Raw genomic sequence first — 18,381 nt, 5'->3', positions numbered from 1 at the left:
TCCAGGGCCCTGCAATCAGGCAAATTCAGTGATAGGGCACAGGGCTTGGATGCGTCAACAAACCGGGGGGGGGAAAGGGTAGATGATGGGTTGCCGGATGCTAACAGCGGATAACATCAATTGGCCCCTGAGCCAGCAACTCCAATCCTTCCAACATACCCCAGGCGGATGAATCAACAGCCACAACGCTCACACCCAGGGCAGAGCGTAACGCATCAATATGCATATCATCCAGAAAGCGCTCTTCATCCGCCTTTAACATGACATTGGGCAGCAGTAACGGCCGTCCCCTGATAATACCACGAAGCTGATTGACAAGATCAATGCCGGTGACCAGTCCGGCAACCGTAACATCAGGTCCAAAAAATTCGTTATCGATAGCCACTACCTCGATGTCAATTCCGGTGCGTAAAGCCAGACGGGCAGCAATGTCCTGCATCTGGCTTACAAATGACCGTCCAGTAACAATAACGGCAGCGTCAAGATTAAGGGGTTCTGCTTCCAGCAGGACTTCTTCAGCTTCAACGCGAAATTGCGCCGTCAACCCGACCCCATTTTCCAACTGCGGAAGATCTTCGTAGGCATCAAGTTCGGGTAGTGAGGTCGCGGCCAGTTGATACATCTCATCAGCGGCATAAACCAGTCGCGTTCTTAATTTTTCCATAAATTTCCGCTGATAAGCATCAATCTGTTCAAGACAATGAAGCGCTTCAGACTGATTTGGCACCCGCAGGGCAGGCAAATGCTGACGATAACGGGTCAGGCCGACCGGCACCACAGCTATGGAAGCGACCTGCGGATATAAACCCGCCAAGGTATCGATAGTTTGTTGTAGTACGGTACCATCGTTGATACCCGGGCACAGAACGATCTGACAATGCATCTGGATATCTGCTGCAGCCAGTCGTTCAAGCAATGGAACAATCGCCGGAACCTGACAACCGAGCAGATGATTACGTACCCGGGGGTCGGTCGCATGAACGGAAATATACAAGGGAGAAAGCTTTTCAGTGGTGATACGCTGCAGATCCGCTTCGCTGGTATTGGTCAGGGTAATAAAAGAACCATACAGATAAGAGAAGCGGTAATCCTCGTCCTTGATGTAGAGGCTGCGGCGCAATCCTTTGGGGAGTTGATGGACAAAACAGAACAGGCACTGGTTTCCACACTGGTGCGGCTCCGGGTGAGCCACTTCAAGGCCGATTTCTTCGTCCTCAAATTTCTCGCATTCAACAACCAGAATTTCACCCTGGCGAAACACCTCAATCACCAGATGGTCCGCTTGCAGAGCACGATAATAGTCGACCAGATCGTTCATCGGCAGGGTGTTGATAGTAACAAGCAAATCATCAGGACAAAGACCAGCCTCATCGGCAAAGCTGCCGGGTTCAATTCGTTCTATTGCAATCATGCGGTCATCCCACTAACAGCAAAGGCGGCACCGCCGGCACCGCCCTTGTTAAAAAACTTAAAAAGTTAAGATCAATTTAACCTGGCCATCAATCCCGCTCACCATGCAGACGGAAGGTACCATCGGACGAGGTCAGGGTGCAGACAGCATGCTTGTAAATCAGTATATCCCCATCACTCTCCACCAGAATACAAAAGCTGTCAAAAGACTTGATATAGCCGGTCAGACGCTCACCAGACATCAAAATAATAACGACTTTTACGCGCTCCTTGCGGGCCTGATTAAGATACTGATCCTGAATATTAAATGGTGACCTGGCCATGTCCGCTCCTTTAATGAGTAATCAAATGATCAATGTATTTCATTACTTTATCAGAGTTACAGGTGGAATCAACCCAAATAATATCAGGTTCCTTACGAAACCAGGTTAATTGCTTTTTTGCATATTGTCGGGTACGCAACTGAATCTCGGCACACAGCTGTTCGGCGTCGCAGTCAGCTTCCAGATACCGCAGAACCTCGCGGTAACCCAGGGTTTGGAGGGCCTTAAGGTCCCTGCCGTAACGTGCAGCGAGCAACTTCACTTCGGCAACCAAACCCGCTTTGAGCATATCGCAGGTGCGCATATCAATACGCTGATAAAGTGTCTGGCGTGGATAAACGGGAGCCAGGGTTAATACGCGATAAGGGCTTTCGACAAAATTATGTTGCGCTTTGATGGCTGAAAACATCTGGCCGGTTAACAGACAGACCTCAAGCGCCCGTACGGTACGAATCAGGTTGTTGGGGTGAATAACTGCCGCTGATTGCGGATCAAGCTGTTGCAGCTGGAGATGAAGAGTACCGCTTCCCTGCTCCTCTTCCCGTTGATATAACCTGTGTCGCAACAGCGGATCAGCGGTGGGCAGCTCTGCTGCCAACCCCCCCAGCAAGGCCTTGATGTAAAGACCGGTTCCACCCACAACACAGGGCAGCTTGCCACGTTCAAAGATCTGGTTTATCAGCGGCCGCGCCAGATCGACAAATGCCGCTACCGAAAACTCCTGATCAGGATCAATCAGGTCAATCATATGATGGGGCACCTGCACCTGTTCAGCCTTGCTGGCCTTGGCCGTGCCGATGTCCATAAACCGGTAGACCTGGCGTGAATCAGCGGAGATAATCTCTAGGGGGAGAAGCTGTGCCAGCTCGATAGCCAGGGCGCTTTTGCCGGAACCGGTAGGTCCACAGATCACCAGCACCGGTATTTTATGTGACCTGGCGGCTTTCATCCGTGGCGACGAAACAGGCGTTCAATTTCGTACAGTCTCATGCGCGCCAGCACCGGGCGTCCGTGGGGGCAATGACCTTTGAAATCGATACGATCAAGATCAGCCAACAAGGCCTTGATCTCCTGATGATTCAACGCCTGGTTGGCGCGGATAACGCGGTGGCAAGCCATTAAAATCAGAACATCATCAATCGATTCTGCCAGTTGCCCTTCACGGCCGATCCGTTCCAGCTCGAGGGCCACATCTGTGACAAGTGTTGCCACCGGTGCCGCAGCCAGCAGTGCCGGAAGGGCCTTCACGGCAAAAGCCTTACCGCCAAAAGGTTCAATCTCAAACCCCAGGCGTTCCAACTCTGCCAGATACTCTTCCAGTGCAGCGGCACTTTTGTAGTCAAGTTCAAACACTTCAGGAAACAACAACTGCTGCCGTTGTACGCCGCCTTCCTGATAAGCTTTTTTCAGGCGTTCAAAACCAATCCGTTCGTGGGCAGCATGTTGATCGATCAGAACAAGGTCACTTTGGTCCTGGCACAGGATATAGGTCTGATGATAGTGCCCGAGAATATGCAGGTTTGAAAAAAACCCATCTGCTTTGCCGGTAAGCAAATCATCCTGTTGCATCTGTTCGAGCAGCGCAGTATCCGGATTTTTGAGGGCAACTTCGGTAACAGGAAGATCTGCGGTCATTTTACTAAAAGTAAATGAACGCACCTCTTCCCTGACCAACGGTTCTGCCTCAGCAGGCGCGTTCCCCCCGGTGTGATGTTGAAGTGGCTGTTGTTGGCGCCAGGGGGGAAGTGAAGGCGCTGACGCAGGGTCACAGGTGCGCGGTTGTGTTACCCAGTCAGACGGCTTGAGGATCCGTTGCAGCGTAGCAGCGATAAAATCATGGACTATCCCCTGATCACGAAAACGCACCTCATGCTTGGTCGGATGGACATTGACATCAACGAGGGCTGGCTCGATGGCCAGAAACAACGCCACCACCGGGTAGCGTCCCTTCATCAACAGATGACGGTAGCCATCCATGATCGCGTGTTGAACCACCCGATCACGGATATATCTGCCATTGATAAAGGTATAGATATGGCTGCTAGAAGAGCGATTGAGGTCGGGACGAGAAATCAGCCCTGTGATGCGTAGAGACTCGCTGCCGGCTTCATCAACGGGTAGCATATCGCGCAACAAAGACCGCCCAAGCAAGGCCGCCAAGCGCTCCGCTAACCCCTTTTCATGGCGTAAATCAAGCATCAAGCGATCTTGATGAAGCAAACGAAAACTGACGTCTGGTCGTGCCAGAGCCAACTTGGAAACAACGTCGGCAGCATGACCCAGTTCAGTCTGATCTTTACGTAAGAATTTTTTTCTGGCCGGCAGGTTAAAAAAAAGATTTCTCACTTCGATACTGGTACCAACGGGCAATCCCAACTGGTCAACTTTTTTTATTTTCCCCCCCTCGATCTGGATATGGTGGCCCAAGCCATCAACATTATCGCAGGTCTTCAGATTCATGCGTGACACCGAGGCAATCGAAGCGAGGGCCTCGCCGCGGAAACCGAGGGTTTTTAACGCAAAAAGATCATCATCAGTGCTGATTTTACTGGTGGCATGGCGCTCAAAACACAGCAATGCGTCCTGACGGTTCATACCGCAGCCGTTGTCAGTGATTCTGATCAGGGTTTTGCCACCCCCACCAAGTTCAATCAACACCTCTGTAGCTCCGGCATCCAGAGCATTTTCCAGCAACTCCTTGACCACTGATGAAGGTCGCTCCACCACTTCGCCCGCGGCAATTTTGTTGCACAGTTCTTCGGGCAAAATTTGGATAGTAGGCTTATTGTTCATATGTTTCTCATCCAATCCGTTTAGCTCAAAATGACAACGGCCGGATATACCGGCCGTCAGTGAATTGAATGTTGCAAAAAAACAACCGTAACTATTTAGCACTGTCCTTGCGCAGGGCCTTTGGCTCCTGTGGCAAGGGTGTTTGTCGTCATGGACGGCGACAACAAGCGGTCATGGATGACCCAACGGGAAACAATCGCGTCCCTTGACATAGGATCCGAAGATCCGGCGCTGTACAGTTACAAACAACCCTTATATATTGTTCAGTCCATCGAAAACAATCTCAAGATCATCATTTTCAGGTGTTCGATCAAAGAGCTCCGTCGTTTTAAGCGGAGTCAGCATCTTCAGCCCTAAATCTTCGACAACACTGGTGATAATTCCTTCCGTTACTACTTTGCCATGACGCAGATAGGTCTCGAACAAGGCATTATCGCAGATCGTATTGATCAGTCTGGGCACTCCACCGGAATAACTCTGTATCAATGGCAGTGTTTCGGGCAAAAAAGGTGATTGACCACAGCCGGACACCTCGAGACGAAAGGCCATATAGGCTGCTGTTTCTCGTGGATCGAAGGGAGTCAGCGTATATTTAAATGCCACCCGTTGGGCCAACGGTTCATCCAGTTGCATGACCTCATCGAGAGCCGGCAAACCAAAAAAAATGATATTGAGCAGTTTTTTTCTGGGCAGCTCGAGGTTCAGCAGGCCACGAAATTCTTCCATCAGTTCACGCGTTTGCAACATCTGCGCTTCATCAATCAAGACAACCGCTTTGCGCCCTTCTTCTTCGATCCGGATCAAGCGGTCAAAGAGTTGCTTGAGCATGGTGATTTGCCCGGATGCGGGGTTATCAACCCCCAGCTGTACACAAATACGCGACAACAGCCACTCGGGAGTGATATCTGAGTGGATAATAACCAACAGGGATGATTCGTAACGCTCAACCGGAAGGTTATCGAGCATCCGCCGCGCCAGGGTTGTTTTACCAGTACCGATGCCACCAACAAGAACCGCCAGCCCTTTGTCGGTATCAACTGAATATTTCAATCGCTGCAGTGCACGGCGGTGTTGCTCGCAATCAAAATAAAACTTGTCGTTAGGAGCGTTGGAAAAGGGTTCCCGTTCGAAATTAAAATATTCTGTGTAACCCATGAAACCCCCATGGCATGATTCATTTGAGCAACAACTACCTATAAAAACGAAACCCGCTGCCTGGGTTTGTCAGGTTCGCTCGTTGCAAGGCGTGGAGACTGAGCCTTTGCGTCCGCAGGAGATGGATCGTCAAGGATACCCAGGTTGCGTTTCAACGTGGCAACCTTTTCTGCCACATCTCGATATTTGCTGTCCTGCGCCAGCACATTGCGATAGCTGACCAGGGCATCGTAGTGGCGCTCAGCGCGCTCAAACAACAAGCCCAACTCATAACCAAGATTCAACCGCTGGATTTCCTCCAACCGTGGCGAATCAAGGGCCTGGAGAAACATCCGCTCGGCGCTGAGATAATCGCCCTTGTCGGAAAAGGTCAAGCCTTTGAGCATCTGGCAATCAACGTAGCGGAGCGGATCTTTTTGGGCTTTCTCAAATTCACTGATAGCATCATCGAGCAATCCCATCTCACGGTAAGCTATCCCCAGATTATAATGGGACTCCATGTCGTCAGCGGCAATCTGTTCATCGACATCGGTTTTGAACACCTTTTTCTGATTGGTGTTAAATGACTGCAGCTGATCCAGTTCTGAATCAAAGTCAAAATCGCCGAAGCCTAAGCCGTCGCTCGCTTGTGAATCTGCCGCTGATAAGGTTTCCGTCTTTGGTGACTCAACGCGTCGCTGTTCTTCAATCTCCTGGAGTTTGCGCCGGCATTCCTGAGAATCAGGAGCATAGGCAAGGATGTCATTGCATAATCTTTCGGCATCGACAAATAACCCCTGCTGCAGATAAAATTCTGCCTCCTCAAGATCAGCCTGGAGATTACTAATGTTGCGCACTGGATCGACCGGGATTTCTTTATCCGTATCGAAATGAAAGAGGGTGTCCAGCTCTACATCATCCGTGTCGAACTCATCATCAAGGTTGATATTGTCGGAAATATCGAGTTCAATGAAGGAATCCGAATGCTCCTCTTGTAGCGGAGATTCCGCTTCATCATCTCCAGGTTCAAGCAGCAGATCGATGTTGTCATCCTCAAGGATGCCATAACTGAAATCATTATCTGCGGCATCATTTTCATCATCCTCAATATCCAGATCAACAGATCCAAGCAGAGAGTCAGACAGTATATCACCGGTGTCAATTTCGACATCGTCGTTTCGGTCGGAAATAATATCAAGAAGCTTACCCCCCTCTCCAGTGAGTTCATAAATGGAATCAAGGGTTTCAATGATCGCCGTCGTATGTGGCATTTCAGCATTCAAAAACTCATAATATTCTTTGAGTTTTTCGAGGCGTCCAGCCTTGAAAAAGGCATCTTTCCACTCTTCCAACTCGTTAACGGCCAACTCATAATGCTTGTAGTCAATCTCGCATTGGATCAGCGCTTCACGGATATCAAGATCGCTCGGGTCCATCTGCAGCAATTGTCGGTAGGATTCAACGGCGCGCAGGTAATTACCGGATTGTGCATAGCCTCTGCTGACCAGCCGTAACAGATCAGGATCTCCGGGTTTATCTTTAAGCAGGGTTTCAAGAATGGTTGTCCCGCGGGCATAATCACCTTTTTCAAAAAAGGTGTGAGCCAACCCTGTCTGCAGCTGGCGGTTGCCCGGGAAGTAAGGCAAAAACATGGTGTAGAGCTTGAGACATTTATCGAAATCACCTTTGCCCTTCAAGACATCGATGATCGCTATAATTTCTTCAAACCCTTCATCCTTACGTTCATTATTGACCAACACTTCAGCCAGTTTGACCCTGACATTGAGATTACCCGGGTCCAGGTCGCGCATTTTTTCAAGGATTTTGATCTCATCGGCAATAAGCTGGTTACGTTCATAATAATCAACGAGGCTGCGATACTCCGCCATGGCATTGCCGATCAGGCCCTGTTTCTGGTTAAGTTCTGCCAGACGACTGTAAATGGAGAGCTGACTGGGATCGAGGCGCTGCATCTGCTTATAGATAGCGATCGCCTTAAGATAAAAACCATTACTCGAATAATACTTGGCAATAGCTTCGTACTGCTCATAGGCTTCAGCCGTCTTACTGGTGCGCACAAACAACTCAGCCAGTTTCTGCCGCGAACGGATATCCCCCGGCTCCATCTCAACGATCCTGGCAAAATCCTTGATCGCCTTGGTGTACTGCTTCTTGCTCAGGTTTTTCTGCGCTGATTCCAGCAGTTTGTCTTTATTTGTTGCCAAAAAAACCCCCATTTTATCGTTTGCATTTACAACTGAGGTAAGTTGTCTCAAGGCTCTTTGTTTGAATAATCATTGCGAAAGCACCAATAGATTACCAAACATATCGCCCTTGTTATCATGTATCCAAACAAAAGTAAACACTAATGAACAATCTGTCGTCAATGCGTTCTTTTGAGCCTGGCAATTTCTGCGGGCTGCAGTAGCCGATAGGTTCCCGGGCGCACGCCATCCAGGGTAAGAAATCCAACCTTGATCCTTTTCAGGCGCACAACAATCAACCCGAAATGTTCACACATGCGTCGTATCTGGCGGTTTTTGCCCTCTTTAAGAACCACCTCAAACCAACAATTACTGCCGGCACTACGAACATGTTCTATCCTGGCCGGTTGTGTCATTCCATCATCGAGTTCAATGCCACTGCGCATCTGGTCGGCTATGGTGATGGTCAATTGACCGCGAGCTTTGACCAGGTAGGTTTTTTCAACCTCTTTCCCGGGATGAGTCAGGGCGTGAGACAGATCACCATCGTTGGTCAACAAAATCAGTCCTTCGCTATTATAATCAAGGCGTCCGATCGGAAACAATCGCTCCGGGATATCCTTGACCAGTTCAGTTACCAGGGCACGACCTTGCGGATCGTTAAGGGAACAGACGTAACCTCTGGGTTTATTAAGGAGCAACGAAACTTTCTGTTCTTCTTTTTTCAGGGGAACCCCATTCACACGGATCTGATCATGACGCAAGTCGGCACTCTGGCCAATGTGCGCAACCTTATTATTAACCGTAACCCGCCCCTGACGTATCCACTCTTCTGCCTGACGACGTGAAGCCAGTCCGGCACGGGCAATCAATTTTTGTAAACGTTCCTGCATAGTCATTCCATTCCTAGTGATCAGACGGTTCAAGGGGCAACGCTTCGGCCAACTCCGGATCAAGCCCGGCAAATTCTTTCAGGGTGGGCAGATCATTGAGATCTTTCAGACCAAATAACTCGAGGAAATAGCGACTGGTGGCGTATAACAAAGGGCGACCAGGCACGTCTTTTTTGCCGAGGATCCGCAAGAGGTTACGCTCAAGCAAGGTTTTCATTACCCCACCGGAATCAACACCACGCAGATATTCAATCTCCGCCCGGGTGACCGGTTGGCGATAGGCGATAATCGCCAGGGTCTCGAGAGCTGCTGCCGACAGTCGCTGGACACGTTCTTTCTGCAAACGCCGTAACCAGGGGGCCAGCGTTGGATCGCTGCGAAACTGATACCCGCCGGCTACTTCGACCAAGTGAATACCACGACCTGACCGGTTGTACTCTTGGGTCAGAAGAGCAATCAAATCTTTAACAGCAGTTTTGTCGGTTTCAGTCAGATCGGCAAGTTTATCCAGAGACAAAGGGTCTCCGGCGACAAACAAAAAGGCCTCGATGACAGCTTTTAGTTCAGTCATCGTCGAGAATCCCCCCAGCCAGTTGCAGGCGGTGCAACTGATCCTCTGTAGCTACACGCATTAACCAGATATCACTAAAGGTGGTTACCTGTTCGATTCCGACCATACGCAACCGCGTTAATTCAAGCAAAGCAAGAAAGGTCACTACCAGTTCGCTGCGCTGGTATCCGGTATGGAATAAATCGCGAAAAGAGATGCGTGAATGGTCAATCAACTGCCGACAGATACGGGCAATATAGTCGCTCACCGCCAGGTTTTCACGCACCACTTCGTGAAACACCTCGATTTTGACATGGCTCATCAGCTGATGAAAGGCACTGGCCAACTGGTAGATGCTGATAGACATCTCTGCATCCTGGGGTGACTCAAGCAAGAGCTCTTCAAATACGCCATGGGGCAGAAAAACATCGCGTTCCAACTGCGGCAATTGCTCGAACAGGGCTGCTGCCTGCTTGTAACGTTGATACTCAAGCAATCGTTTGACCAACTCGGCACGAGGATCCTCCCCCTCTTCTTCAGCCAACTCCTCATTTACCGGCAACAACATGCGCGATTTAATATGAATCAACTGCGCCGCCATAACCAGAAATTCTCCAGCAACATCGAGATCCAGCTGTTTCATCTGATCAATAATGGTTAAATATTGTTCGGTGATCTTAACAATACGGATATCGTAGATATCCATTTCCTGACTTTTGATCAGGTGCAACAGCAGGTCGAGGGGTCCGGAAAAATTTTCTAAGTTGATATCAACCGTCATCAAACCCCTGCTAATGACCGAATAAAAAACGCATCGACTGCTCAACAAGCACCATTTGCTTGCCCGCCATCAACAGCACAATAAAACTGATGATCGGCGCCAGAACCACTGACCAGAGGTTGGTAAAGAACACCAGCAGAACAATCAGAACCAGTCCAAAGGGTTCCAGCCGTGACAACATAGCCGCATAAATATCAGGGACAAAACCCATCAGTATCCGTCCGCCATCCAATGGCGGAACCGGCAGCAAATTAAAAACCGCCAGCAAGACATTGATGTACAAGCTGAAGGCGGCCATCATCTTCAGCGGCGTCAGCATCTGCAGAAAAACCCCGGTGTCATCAGGTGAAACCGGATCGAACCAGCCAAGGATTCGCAACAACAAGGCCGAAAACAATGCCAACATGAGATTAGTCAAGGGACCGGCCAGTGCCACCCAGACCATATCCTTACGCGGGCGGCGAAAGTTGGAAGGGTTGACCGGAACCGGCTTGGCCCAGCCGAAGCCAAAAATAAAAACCGCAATACTGCCAATGGGATCAAGATGTTTAAAAGGATTGAGATTCAAACGGCCAAGCAGGCGTGCGGTTGGATCACCAAAACGCTCTGCGACGTAGCCGTGGGAAACCTCGTGCATCATGATGGCCAGTAAAGCCGGAACCAGCATGACGGCTAACTTTGAAAGAACTGCTTCCATGGCGACCTTTGGTGGGTAAAAAGTGGCGTAAATCCTGTTTGATAATCTCGTACTCCTGAGGCTACAGGATACTAGTTGACTTGTGGTTCGGGGTCAACTGAACTGTTTTGGTCAGCCTGATTACGGTCGCCCAGGACATGCTCGTGGACCCAACCAAGTTCGTCAGCGCGGGTGGTAAGTATCCCATCCAGGCGGCCATCAAGAAGATGCCGGAAGATACGCTGAAATTCCGGACCCGGCGACAACCCAAGCTGCACCAGATCGTGTCCGTCAATCAACACCTTTTCGCGGCGCAAATCAGTCATATAGAGGGAAACCCATTGGCGTACCGGTTCCTGTTCACTGCGCGCCATCAGGTACAGCAAGGATTCCATCGTAAACGGGGAAAACCAGTGATAGAGGTCACTATTGGTCGGTTGCTGCTGATGGCGCAGTAAACGTGAAAGTTTATGCGCTAGACCTGCCATCTGTGGCAGTTCATCGACGATAACCAATTTTTCATTCGGCCGCATGGCAAACCAGCGACTTACCTTACGCAGACCCGCAACCGGCAGACGATCAAGCAGGCACATCAAAAAAACAAGCCAGGGCCGACAGGGTGTACCGGTATAGAGCAATTCAAACCAGTTGATGGCCTGATCTGCTGCCTTGAGCATTTTTTTTACACCAACATCAAAAAGGATTCTGGAATCAATAATCTTCAGCAGTCCGAAGTGATTCAGGCGTTCCAGCGCCGGAACAATCTGAGCTTCACTGAGGATGTACTTCAGTTCGTTGAATATCCGCACCCCGCCCACTTTACGCACCATTTTTAACTGTACGGCGCTGTGCATCAGGCGCTCCGTCTGGCGACCAATGTCAAATTTCAGGCGTTGTTCAAATCGTACCGCGCGATAAAGCCGGGTTGGATCTTCAATAAAACTCAAGTTGTGCAGCACCCGAATCGATTTATCGCGCAGATCGCGTTGGCCGCCGTAAAAGTCAAGAACCACCCCAAAGTTATCCGGGTTCAGGGCAACCGTCAGGGTGTTGATGGTAAAATCACGACGATAAAGATCATGACGGATCGACGCATCCTCTACCCGCGGCAGGGTCGCCGGGCTGTCGTAATATTCAATCCGGGCGCTGGCCACGTCGATCTTGAAGCCATCCGGAAAAATGATCACAGCGGTGCCGAACTTTGCATGTTCACGCACGCGGCTTGACACCTTGGCAGCAAAGGCCCGGGCAAAAGCAATGCCGTCACCTTCCACCACCACATCGATATCAAGGTTTTTCTGGCGCAATAACAGATCCCTGACAAAGCCACCGACCAGATAAGCGCGGATCCCTAACTCGTCAGCAACAACCCCAAGCTGCTGCAGCAATTTTCGCACCTGGGCAGGTAGCTGGGTCGTAATGTAACGATCAAGATTTCTACGGCGTGTCTGCAGACCTCGCCGCTCCAGCTGCTGCCGTTCTCCTTCTTCAGTGGCGCTGGTGTTGCCGAGCATATAGCGCAGCAAATCGGTCCGGGTAACCACACCGACCAGGGTTCCCTTTTCAACCACCGGCACACTGCGCTGTTGGTGTTCAACAATGACCCGTTGTAATTCCTGCAGAGAAGATGTTGGGGCAACCTGTTCAAAATCGCTGTTCATCACTTCGGCGACAGGGATCTTATGCAAGCGATGGTGAGCGGCCTTTTCAACCAGCTGACGGGTCAGGATACCGGCAACCTGGCCATCACCATGGAGGATCGGCAGGGCATTAAAGTTGTAACGTGTCATCAGATCGCGGGCATCCTGGATGGAGGCCGTAAGCGGCAGGCTTTTTACCGAACGCGACATCAGATGCTGAGCATCGCAGTGGGACTGAACAAAACGTGGCAGATACTGTTCAATCTCGGTGAGTACCTGCGCCAGCGGTTTATCGCGTACTGTAGCCGAGGCAGCAAAGGCATGTCCGCCGCCACCGAACGCGCGCAACAGCTCACCCACATGCAATTGCGGCAGACGCGAACGGGCAATAATGAAAACCCGATCCTCCATGCGCACCACGGCAATGAGGATATTGAGGTTTTCAATATCTTTGAGTTTGTGAACCAGGGTTGAAATATCGCCGCTGTAGCTGTCGGTTGAGGCGCTGGCAAGGGCAATTTCAACGCCATTGATATTGATCAGTTCAGTCGATTTAAGCAGATCGTTGAGCAATTCCACCTGTTCCGGGGACATCTCGCGCACCAGAAAATCAGCAACCATGTTGAGATTGGCGCCATGCTCAAGCAGATAAGCCGCCGCGCGGAAATCATCAGGCGTAGAACTGGAAAAAAGCAGATGCCCGGTATCCTCAAAAAGACCAAGCATCATCATGGTAGCCTCATCCGCGTTGGGGACAATGCCGCGTTCAATAAACAACTGCGTCAGGATCGTCGTCGTGGCACCGACATCACGAATCACTTCCAGGGCGCCCTTGAGACTGTATTCATCGGCCGGATGATGATCATAGATATGCAATTCAACGTCAGGTCGGCGGGCGACATCAGCCAGGGGACCGATACGCTGGGCGCTGCGCACATCGACCAGAATCAGCCGCTTGACAGCTTTGAGGTCGATATCTTTGGGGCGCTTGATGTCATAGGCATAGAGGGAGCTGTCCAATAAAAAGTGGCGCAGTCCACGCTCCTGGCCACCAGGAAAAACCAGCACCGCATCAGGATACAGACGCTTCGCGGCAATCATCGAGCCAAGACAGTCAAAGTCAGCGTTGATGTGGGTTGCTATGACATCCATATCTTAAATCCTTCTCAGACCTCCAAGGTGCCGATCAGATCGTTGATATCATCAATCCCCTCTTCCAGGCAGAAATTCTCCAGCTCAGTAATAATCGTGGCCATGGCATTCGGATCAACAAAGTTGGCTGTACCGACCTGGACAGCTTTCGCCCCGACAATCAGAAATTCAAGGGCGTCCATGGCACGTGATATGCCGCCGATACCAATCACCGGAATCTTCACCGCCTGAACCACCTGATGAACCAGGCGCACAGCAATGGGTCGAATTGCCGGACCGGATAATCCACCAATGGTGTTGGCCAGGCGCGGTCGCCGGGTTTTAACATCCACCGCCATACCGGTAAGGGTGTTAATCAAGCTGATCGCATCGGCACCGGCCTCTTCTGCCGCGCGGGCAGTTACCTGAATGTCGGTGACATTCGGTGTTAACTTCACAATCAACGGCTTGCTGGTGCGCTTGCGCACCGAGGCAACCGCAGCAAAAGCCGCCTGGGGATCCGTACCGAAGATGATGCCGCCATGTTTAACGTTGGGGCAGGAGATATTCATTTCCAGACCAGCTACGCCGGGCAGTTCATCAAGACGGGCAGCCACCTCGCCATATTCATCCTGGGTATTACCGAAAAAATTAACGATAACCGGGGTATCAAACTGCTCCAGGAAAGGCATTTTCTGATAAATAAATTGCTCAATGCCGACATTCTGCAGACCAATCGCGTTCAGCATGCCGCCAACGGTCTCACATACCCGCGGGGTATTGTTACCGGCCTTGGGATTCAAAGAGAGCCCCTTGGTGACGATAGCACCCAGAGAGTTCAGATCCAGATAGGGAGCATATTCTTCCCCATAGCCAAAAGTGCCCGACGCCGGCATGATCGGATTTCTTAATGTTATACCTGCAATTTCTACTTGCATATTAACGTTTTTAATAACTTTTTCTTTTCTTTTCATCGTTTTTCTCCACATTCACAACCACCGTAGCTTACCGCGCTACTGGCATGATCATGGTTATCCCAGGCAAGATCACTGGCGTTGAATACCGGGCCCACCGTGCAGGTACATAGATAACTGGGTCTTTCCGTCGTATGCCCTTCCCCCTTGACAACACAACCAAGACAGGCGCCAACGCCGCAGGCCATTAACTCCTCCAGGGAAACCTGCAACGCAACCCCTTTACTGCGACAGATTTTTTCCACCGCCCGGATCATCGGCATCGGCCCACAGGCAAACACTCGGGCTTTGGGTTTTTGCTCCAGACGTTGTTCCAACACTTTGGTAACCAGCCCGGCATCGCCAATACTGCCGTCTTCCGTTGAAACGAAGGTCTTTACCCCCAAACGTTCAAACTCGGTCACGGTGATAATGTCATCGCGACTGCGCCCCCCAATCAGCACCTCTGCCCGTGACGGGTCAGCGATACTCTCGGCCAGCATGTACAAGGGCACCAGACCGATACCGCCACCAACCAGAATGTTGTCGCCGGACGTAAGGTTCAAGTCAAACCCGCTACCCAAAGGGCCAAGCAATTCAACGGGGTCACCATAATGCAGACCCTGCATGATCTCTGTACCGCTGCCGACCACCTTGTAGATAATCTCGATAAATTCCTTCGGCGGCATGGTATCGCAATCCGCCGGCATGAATCCGGTGCGAAAGATACCAAAAGGCCGGCGCAACAGGGGTAACAGGCTGCGCTGTACGCGAAACATGACAAACTGACCAGGTTTGGCCAGACGGGAATAGTCCGGCGCCAGTATCCGCATGCGGAAATAACCCGGCGAAATTTCCTGATTAGACAAAACAATGGTCTTGTGATTTTTCATGACATCTCCGTTATCAGTCTCTGCGTCTCTAGTGAACGAAGAGAACGGGTGGTTAAAAAGTTTTACTCAAAAGCTTCTGCCTAATAACAATGCGTCCTCACCATCCTGATAATATTTCTTGCGCCGCCCCTGGACCTCAAAACCACAACCGGTATAGAGCTTGATCGCGGCCTGATTATCTTCCCGCACCTCAAGCCAGGCCGACAGCAGCCCAGCGCCACGACAACGGGCAATAACATATTCCAGCAACATCTGGCCAATACCGCGGCGCCGGTAGGCAGGAGATGTCGCCAGATTCTGGATTTGCAGTTCGCCACAGATCAACCAGGAGCAGAGATAACCGGCGAGTTGCTCCTCTACCAGCGCCAAATCAATGGTTGCTGCCGGGTTATCAAACTCGTCAATAAACTGCCGACGACTCCAGGGAAAGGGGTAGCAGCTTTGCTCGAGGGCCAGCAGAGCGTCAAGATCTGCACGGGTTGCTGTTCTGATAGAAATATTCTGGCCAGTCATCACCTCTCCAGCGTCACATTACCAAACCCTGAAACAAACGCTGGTAGAATATAGAAGGTGAATGCGAGAATACAGAAAAATGTTTACTGACAGGGGAACAATGAGCCGTAAGCCGTGGATAGACACTGCTTACCGCTTCCAGTTTACCGTTTACCGCTCTTCGCATCCAATTTTTCTGTATTCTGAATTCTGTATTCTGTATTCTGTCCTTTGCTTCCCCCCATTGCAATTGACAAGGGTTGCCGGTAATGCTGTAATGCCTGCCGCCTCGAGCAAGGAGTCAGATCAATGAGCCAGAAAAACCCCATCACCTACAAGGATGCCGGCGTTGATATCGATGCCGGCAATGAATTCGTTCAACAGATCAAACCCCTGGTCAAACAGACCTCCCGTCCGGAAGTTCTTGCCGACATTGGTGGCTTTGGCGGACTGTTCTCGTTGAACACAGCAAAGTATCAGCGCCCGGTGCTGGTCGCTGCTACCGACGGTGTCGGCACCAAGCTGATGCTGGCATTCATGCTGAATCAACATGAAACTGTCGGCATCGATCTGGTGGCCATGTGCGTCAACGATATCATTGTTCAGGGGGCTGAGCCCCTGTTTTTCCTCGACTACTTTGCTACCGGAAAACTGACCCCGGCGCAGGGCGTTGAAGTCATCAAAGGTGTCACCGAAGGGTGCAAACAGGCCGGCTGTGCCCTGCTGGGCGGCGAAACAGCGGAAATGCCCGGCATGTATAAAAGTGGTGAATACGACCTTGCCGGCTTTGCCGTCGGCGTTGCCGATTATGACCACATTATTGATGGTTCGACCATTACCAAAGGCGATCAGGTCATCGGCATTGCTTCCAGTGGTCTCCATTCCAACGGCTACTCCCTGGCGCGCAAGATCCTGTTGGAAACAATGAAACTCGACCTCACTGCTGTTCCTGCCGGGCTGGATCGTCCTTTAGGCGAGGTCCTTCTCTCGCCGACGCGTATCTATGTCAAAAGTATCCTTAATCTGCTGCGCGACTTTCAACTGAAGGGAATTGCCCATATCACCGGCGGTGGACTGCTGGAAAACATCCCGCGGGTGCTGCCACACCATTGTAAAGCGGTGATCAATGGTAACAGTTGGGACAAACCGGCAATTTTCGAATTGCTGCGTCAGGGTGGTAATGTGCCCCTCGAGGAGATGTACCGCACCTTCAATTACGGCGTAGGCATGGTTCTTGTGGCCCCGCAAGCAGAAACCGACGACATCCTGAGCCGCCTGGCTGCCCTGGGTGAAACCGCCTGGCTGATTGGTCATATTGCTGCTGCCGATGCCCCCGGCGTCGACATCCAATAATTACGGAATCATCCTGTGAAAAAGCCCTATCGCATTGCCGTGTTAGCCTCGGGTGGTGGTACCAATTTGCAGTCGATCATCGATCAACAGCAAACCGGTGAGCTGCCGATCACTATCGCCCTGGTGATCAGCAACAACCCCGGCGCCGGTGCTCTGGAACGTGCGCAACAGGCCGGCATCAGTACCCTGTGCATCAATCACCGCGACTACCCTACCCGTGAAAATTTTGATCGCGCCCTGGTAAATGCCCTGCAGCAGGCTGAGGTAGACCTGGTCGTACTGGCCGGCTTTATGCGGATTATTACTCCCATCATGCTGACAGCCTTTCCGCAGCGGATTATCAATATTCATCCGGCCTTACTGCCGTCTTTTCCCGGGCTCAATGTACAGCAGCAGGCGATTGATTATGGCGCGCGGTTTTCCGGCTGTACGGTTCATTTTGTTGACGCTGATGTTGATACCGGTCCCATCATCATTCAGGCAGTCGTTCCAATTTTAGCTGAAGATTCAGCCGCAACCCTGGCAGAACGGATTCTCGAGCAGGAACATCGGATCTACCCGCAAGCCATTCAGTGGCTTGCCGAAGGACGGGTCACGCTTGACGGTCGAAAAGTGATAATTACTGACAGCAGGAGTTGTGTAAACACTCTTACCAACCCGACTCACTGACAGCAGCAAGCCTTTTTTCACCACCCGTTCGCTTCGCACACTAGAGCCAAGCGTGAACACAGAGAAAACCTGCTTTTTATGAATTCCTCAGTGTCTTCAGTGTTTCACTGTCACAGAGTTTGAATGACGCTAATATTCAGGTTTTTGTAACTATTCAGCACTGTCCCTGCGCAGGGTCGGGGTTGCAGTGGCAAGGGTGTTTGTCACCATGGACGACGACAAGCGGTCAGGGATGACCCAACGGGAAACAATCGCGTCCCTTGCCATATGATCCGAAGATCCGGGGCTGAACAGATACCAGGTTTTTTTATCATTGCGCGCTTAATATCATTGCATCTACTGAAAATCTGTGTTAGTTAATCGCGTTCGAAACTTTCAGGAGGATATCAAGATGGCTAAAGAATGTGGAATTTGCGGCAAGAAGCCGATTACCGGAAACAACGTCAGTCACGCCCATAACAAAACCCGCACCGTGTGGAACCCGAA

Annotated in this window: 17 protein-coding genes; 3 read left to right on the top strand and 14 right to left on the bottom strand. The window is 50.9% G+C overall.

What is annotated here, in order from left to right:
• Positions 1-100: 100 nt before the first annotated feature.
• The 14 genes from AC6F7T_RS01320 to rimI all read right to left on the bottom strand — a co-directional run bounded on the left by AC6F7T_RS01320 (position 101) and on the right by rimI (position 15,894).
• Positions 101-1,411 carry a DUF512 domain-containing protein gene (locus AC6F7T_RS01320; protein WP_500716156.1) on the bottom strand — a complete coding sequence of 437 codons (1,311 nt, stop codon included), beginning with the start codon at positions 1,409-1,411 and terminating at the stop codon, positions 101-103.
• 88 nt (positions 1,412-1,499) lie between these two features.
• A complete protein-coding gene (gene hfq, locus AC6F7T_RS01315; RefSeq protein WP_500716155.1) occupies positions 1,500-1,733 on the bottom strand; it encodes an RNA chaperone Hfq in 234 nt (77 codons plus the stop codon).
• A gap of 10 nt (positions 1,734-1,743) precedes the next feature.
• The gene (gene miaA, locus AC6F7T_RS01310) at positions 1,744-2,682 is read right to left on the bottom strand and encodes a tRNA (adenosine(37)-N6)-dimethylallyltransferase MiaA (RefSeq protein WP_500716154.1); all 939 of its coding nucleotides are present in this window, start codon (positions 2,680-2,682) and stop codon (positions 1,744-1,746) included.
• Positions 2,679-4,526, bottom strand: coding sequence for a DNA mismatch repair endonuclease MutL (gene mutL / locus AC6F7T_RS01305; RefSeq protein ID WP_500716153.1), 1,848 nt, complete (start codon positions 4,524-4,526; stop codon positions 2,679-2,681). The genes miaA and mutL overlap by 4 nt, the downstream gene beginning before the upstream one ends.
• Before the next feature lie 252 nt (positions 4,527-4,778).
• The gene (locus AC6F7T_RS01300) at positions 4,779-5,681 is read right to left on the bottom strand and encodes an AAA family ATPase (RefSeq protein WP_500716151.1); all 903 of its coding nucleotides are present in this window, start codon (positions 5,679-5,681) and stop codon (positions 4,779-4,781) included.
• Between the two features lie 38 nt (positions 5,682-5,719).
• Positions 5,720-7,885, bottom strand: a complete 2,166-nt coding sequence (locus AC6F7T_RS01295; RefSeq protein WP_500716150.1) for a tetratricopeptide repeat protein — start codon at positions 7,883-7,885, stop codon at positions 5,720-5,722.
• Between the two features lie 158 nt (positions 7,886-8,043).
• Positions 8,044-8,757 (bottom strand): pseudouridine synthase, encoded by a 714-nt coding sequence (locus AC6F7T_RS01290; RefSeq protein ID WP_500716149.1) that lies wholly within the window; start codon positions 8,755-8,757, stop codon positions 8,044-8,046.
• 13 nt (positions 8,758-8,770) lie between these two features.
• A complete protein-coding gene (gene scpB, locus AC6F7T_RS01285; RefSeq protein WP_500716148.1) occupies positions 8,771-9,328 on the bottom strand; it encodes an SMC-Scp complex subunit ScpB in 558 nt (185 codons plus the stop codon).
• Positions 9,321-10,088: a segregation/condensation protein A gene (locus tag AC6F7T_RS01280; RefSeq protein WP_500716147.1), complete on the bottom strand. Its 768-nt coding sequence runs from the start codon at positions 10,086-10,088 to the stop codon at positions 9,321-9,323. Before AC6F7T_RS01280 ends, scpB begins: the two co-directional genes overlap by 8 nt.
• A 10-nt stretch (positions 10,089-10,098) precedes the next feature.
• Positions 10,099-10,785: a site-2 protease family protein gene (locus AC6F7T_RS01275; RefSeq protein WP_500716146.1), complete on the bottom strand. Its 687-nt coding sequence runs from the start codon at positions 10,783-10,785 to the stop codon at positions 10,099-10,101.
• 71 nt (positions 10,786-10,856) lie between these two features.
• Entirely contained in the window at positions 10,857-13,556 is a 2,700-nt protein-coding gene (locus AC6F7T_RS01270; RefSeq protein WP_500716145.1) for a CBS domain-containing protein, read from the bottom strand.
• Between the two features lie 14 nt (positions 13,557-13,570).
• The gene (locus tag AC6F7T_RS01265) at positions 13,571-14,488 is read right to left on the bottom strand and encodes a dihydroorotate dehydrogenase (RefSeq protein WP_500716191.1); all 918 of its coding nucleotides are present in this window, start codon (positions 14,486-14,488) and stop codon (positions 13,571-13,573) included.
• A gap of 17 nt (positions 14,489-14,505) precedes the next feature.
• Entirely contained in the window at positions 14,506-15,381 is an 876-nt protein-coding gene (locus AC6F7T_RS01260; RefSeq protein WP_500716144.1) for an iron-sulfur cluster-binding protein, read from the bottom strand.
• Between the two features lie 66 nt (positions 15,382-15,447).
• Complete coding sequence (gene rimI / locus AC6F7T_RS01255) at positions 15,448-15,894, bottom strand: ribosomal protein S18-alanine N-acetyltransferase (RefSeq protein WP_500716142.1); 447 nt, start codon at positions 15,892-15,894, stop codon at positions 15,448-15,450.
• Between the two features lie 288 nt (positions 15,895-16,182).
• On the opposite strand from rimI, the gene purM reads away from it, so the two are divergent.
• The 3 genes from purM to rpmB form a co-directional block, all read left to right on the top strand.
• Positions 16,183-17,226: a phosphoribosylformylglycinamidine cyclo-ligase gene (gene purM, locus AC6F7T_RS01250; protein WP_500716140.1), complete on the top strand. Its 1,044-nt coding sequence runs from the start codon at positions 16,183-16,185 to the stop codon at positions 17,224-17,226.
• Positions 17,227-17,241: 15 nt separating this feature from the next.
• A complete protein-coding gene (gene purN, locus AC6F7T_RS01245) occupies positions 17,242-17,895 on the top strand; it encodes a phosphoribosylglycinamide formyltransferase (RefSeq protein WP_500716139.1) in 654 nt (217 codons plus the stop codon).
• A 391-nt stretch (positions 17,896-18,286) separates the two neighbouring features.
• The coding region (gene rpmB, locus AC6F7T_RS01240) for a 50S ribosomal protein L28 (protein WP_500716190.1) at positions 18,287-18,381 on the top strand (95 nt) is incomplete at its 3' end.

The sequence above is a fragment of the Pelovirga sp. genome, assembly GCF_059864205.1.
This window is presented reverse-complemented; position numbering and strand designations above follow the sequence as displayed.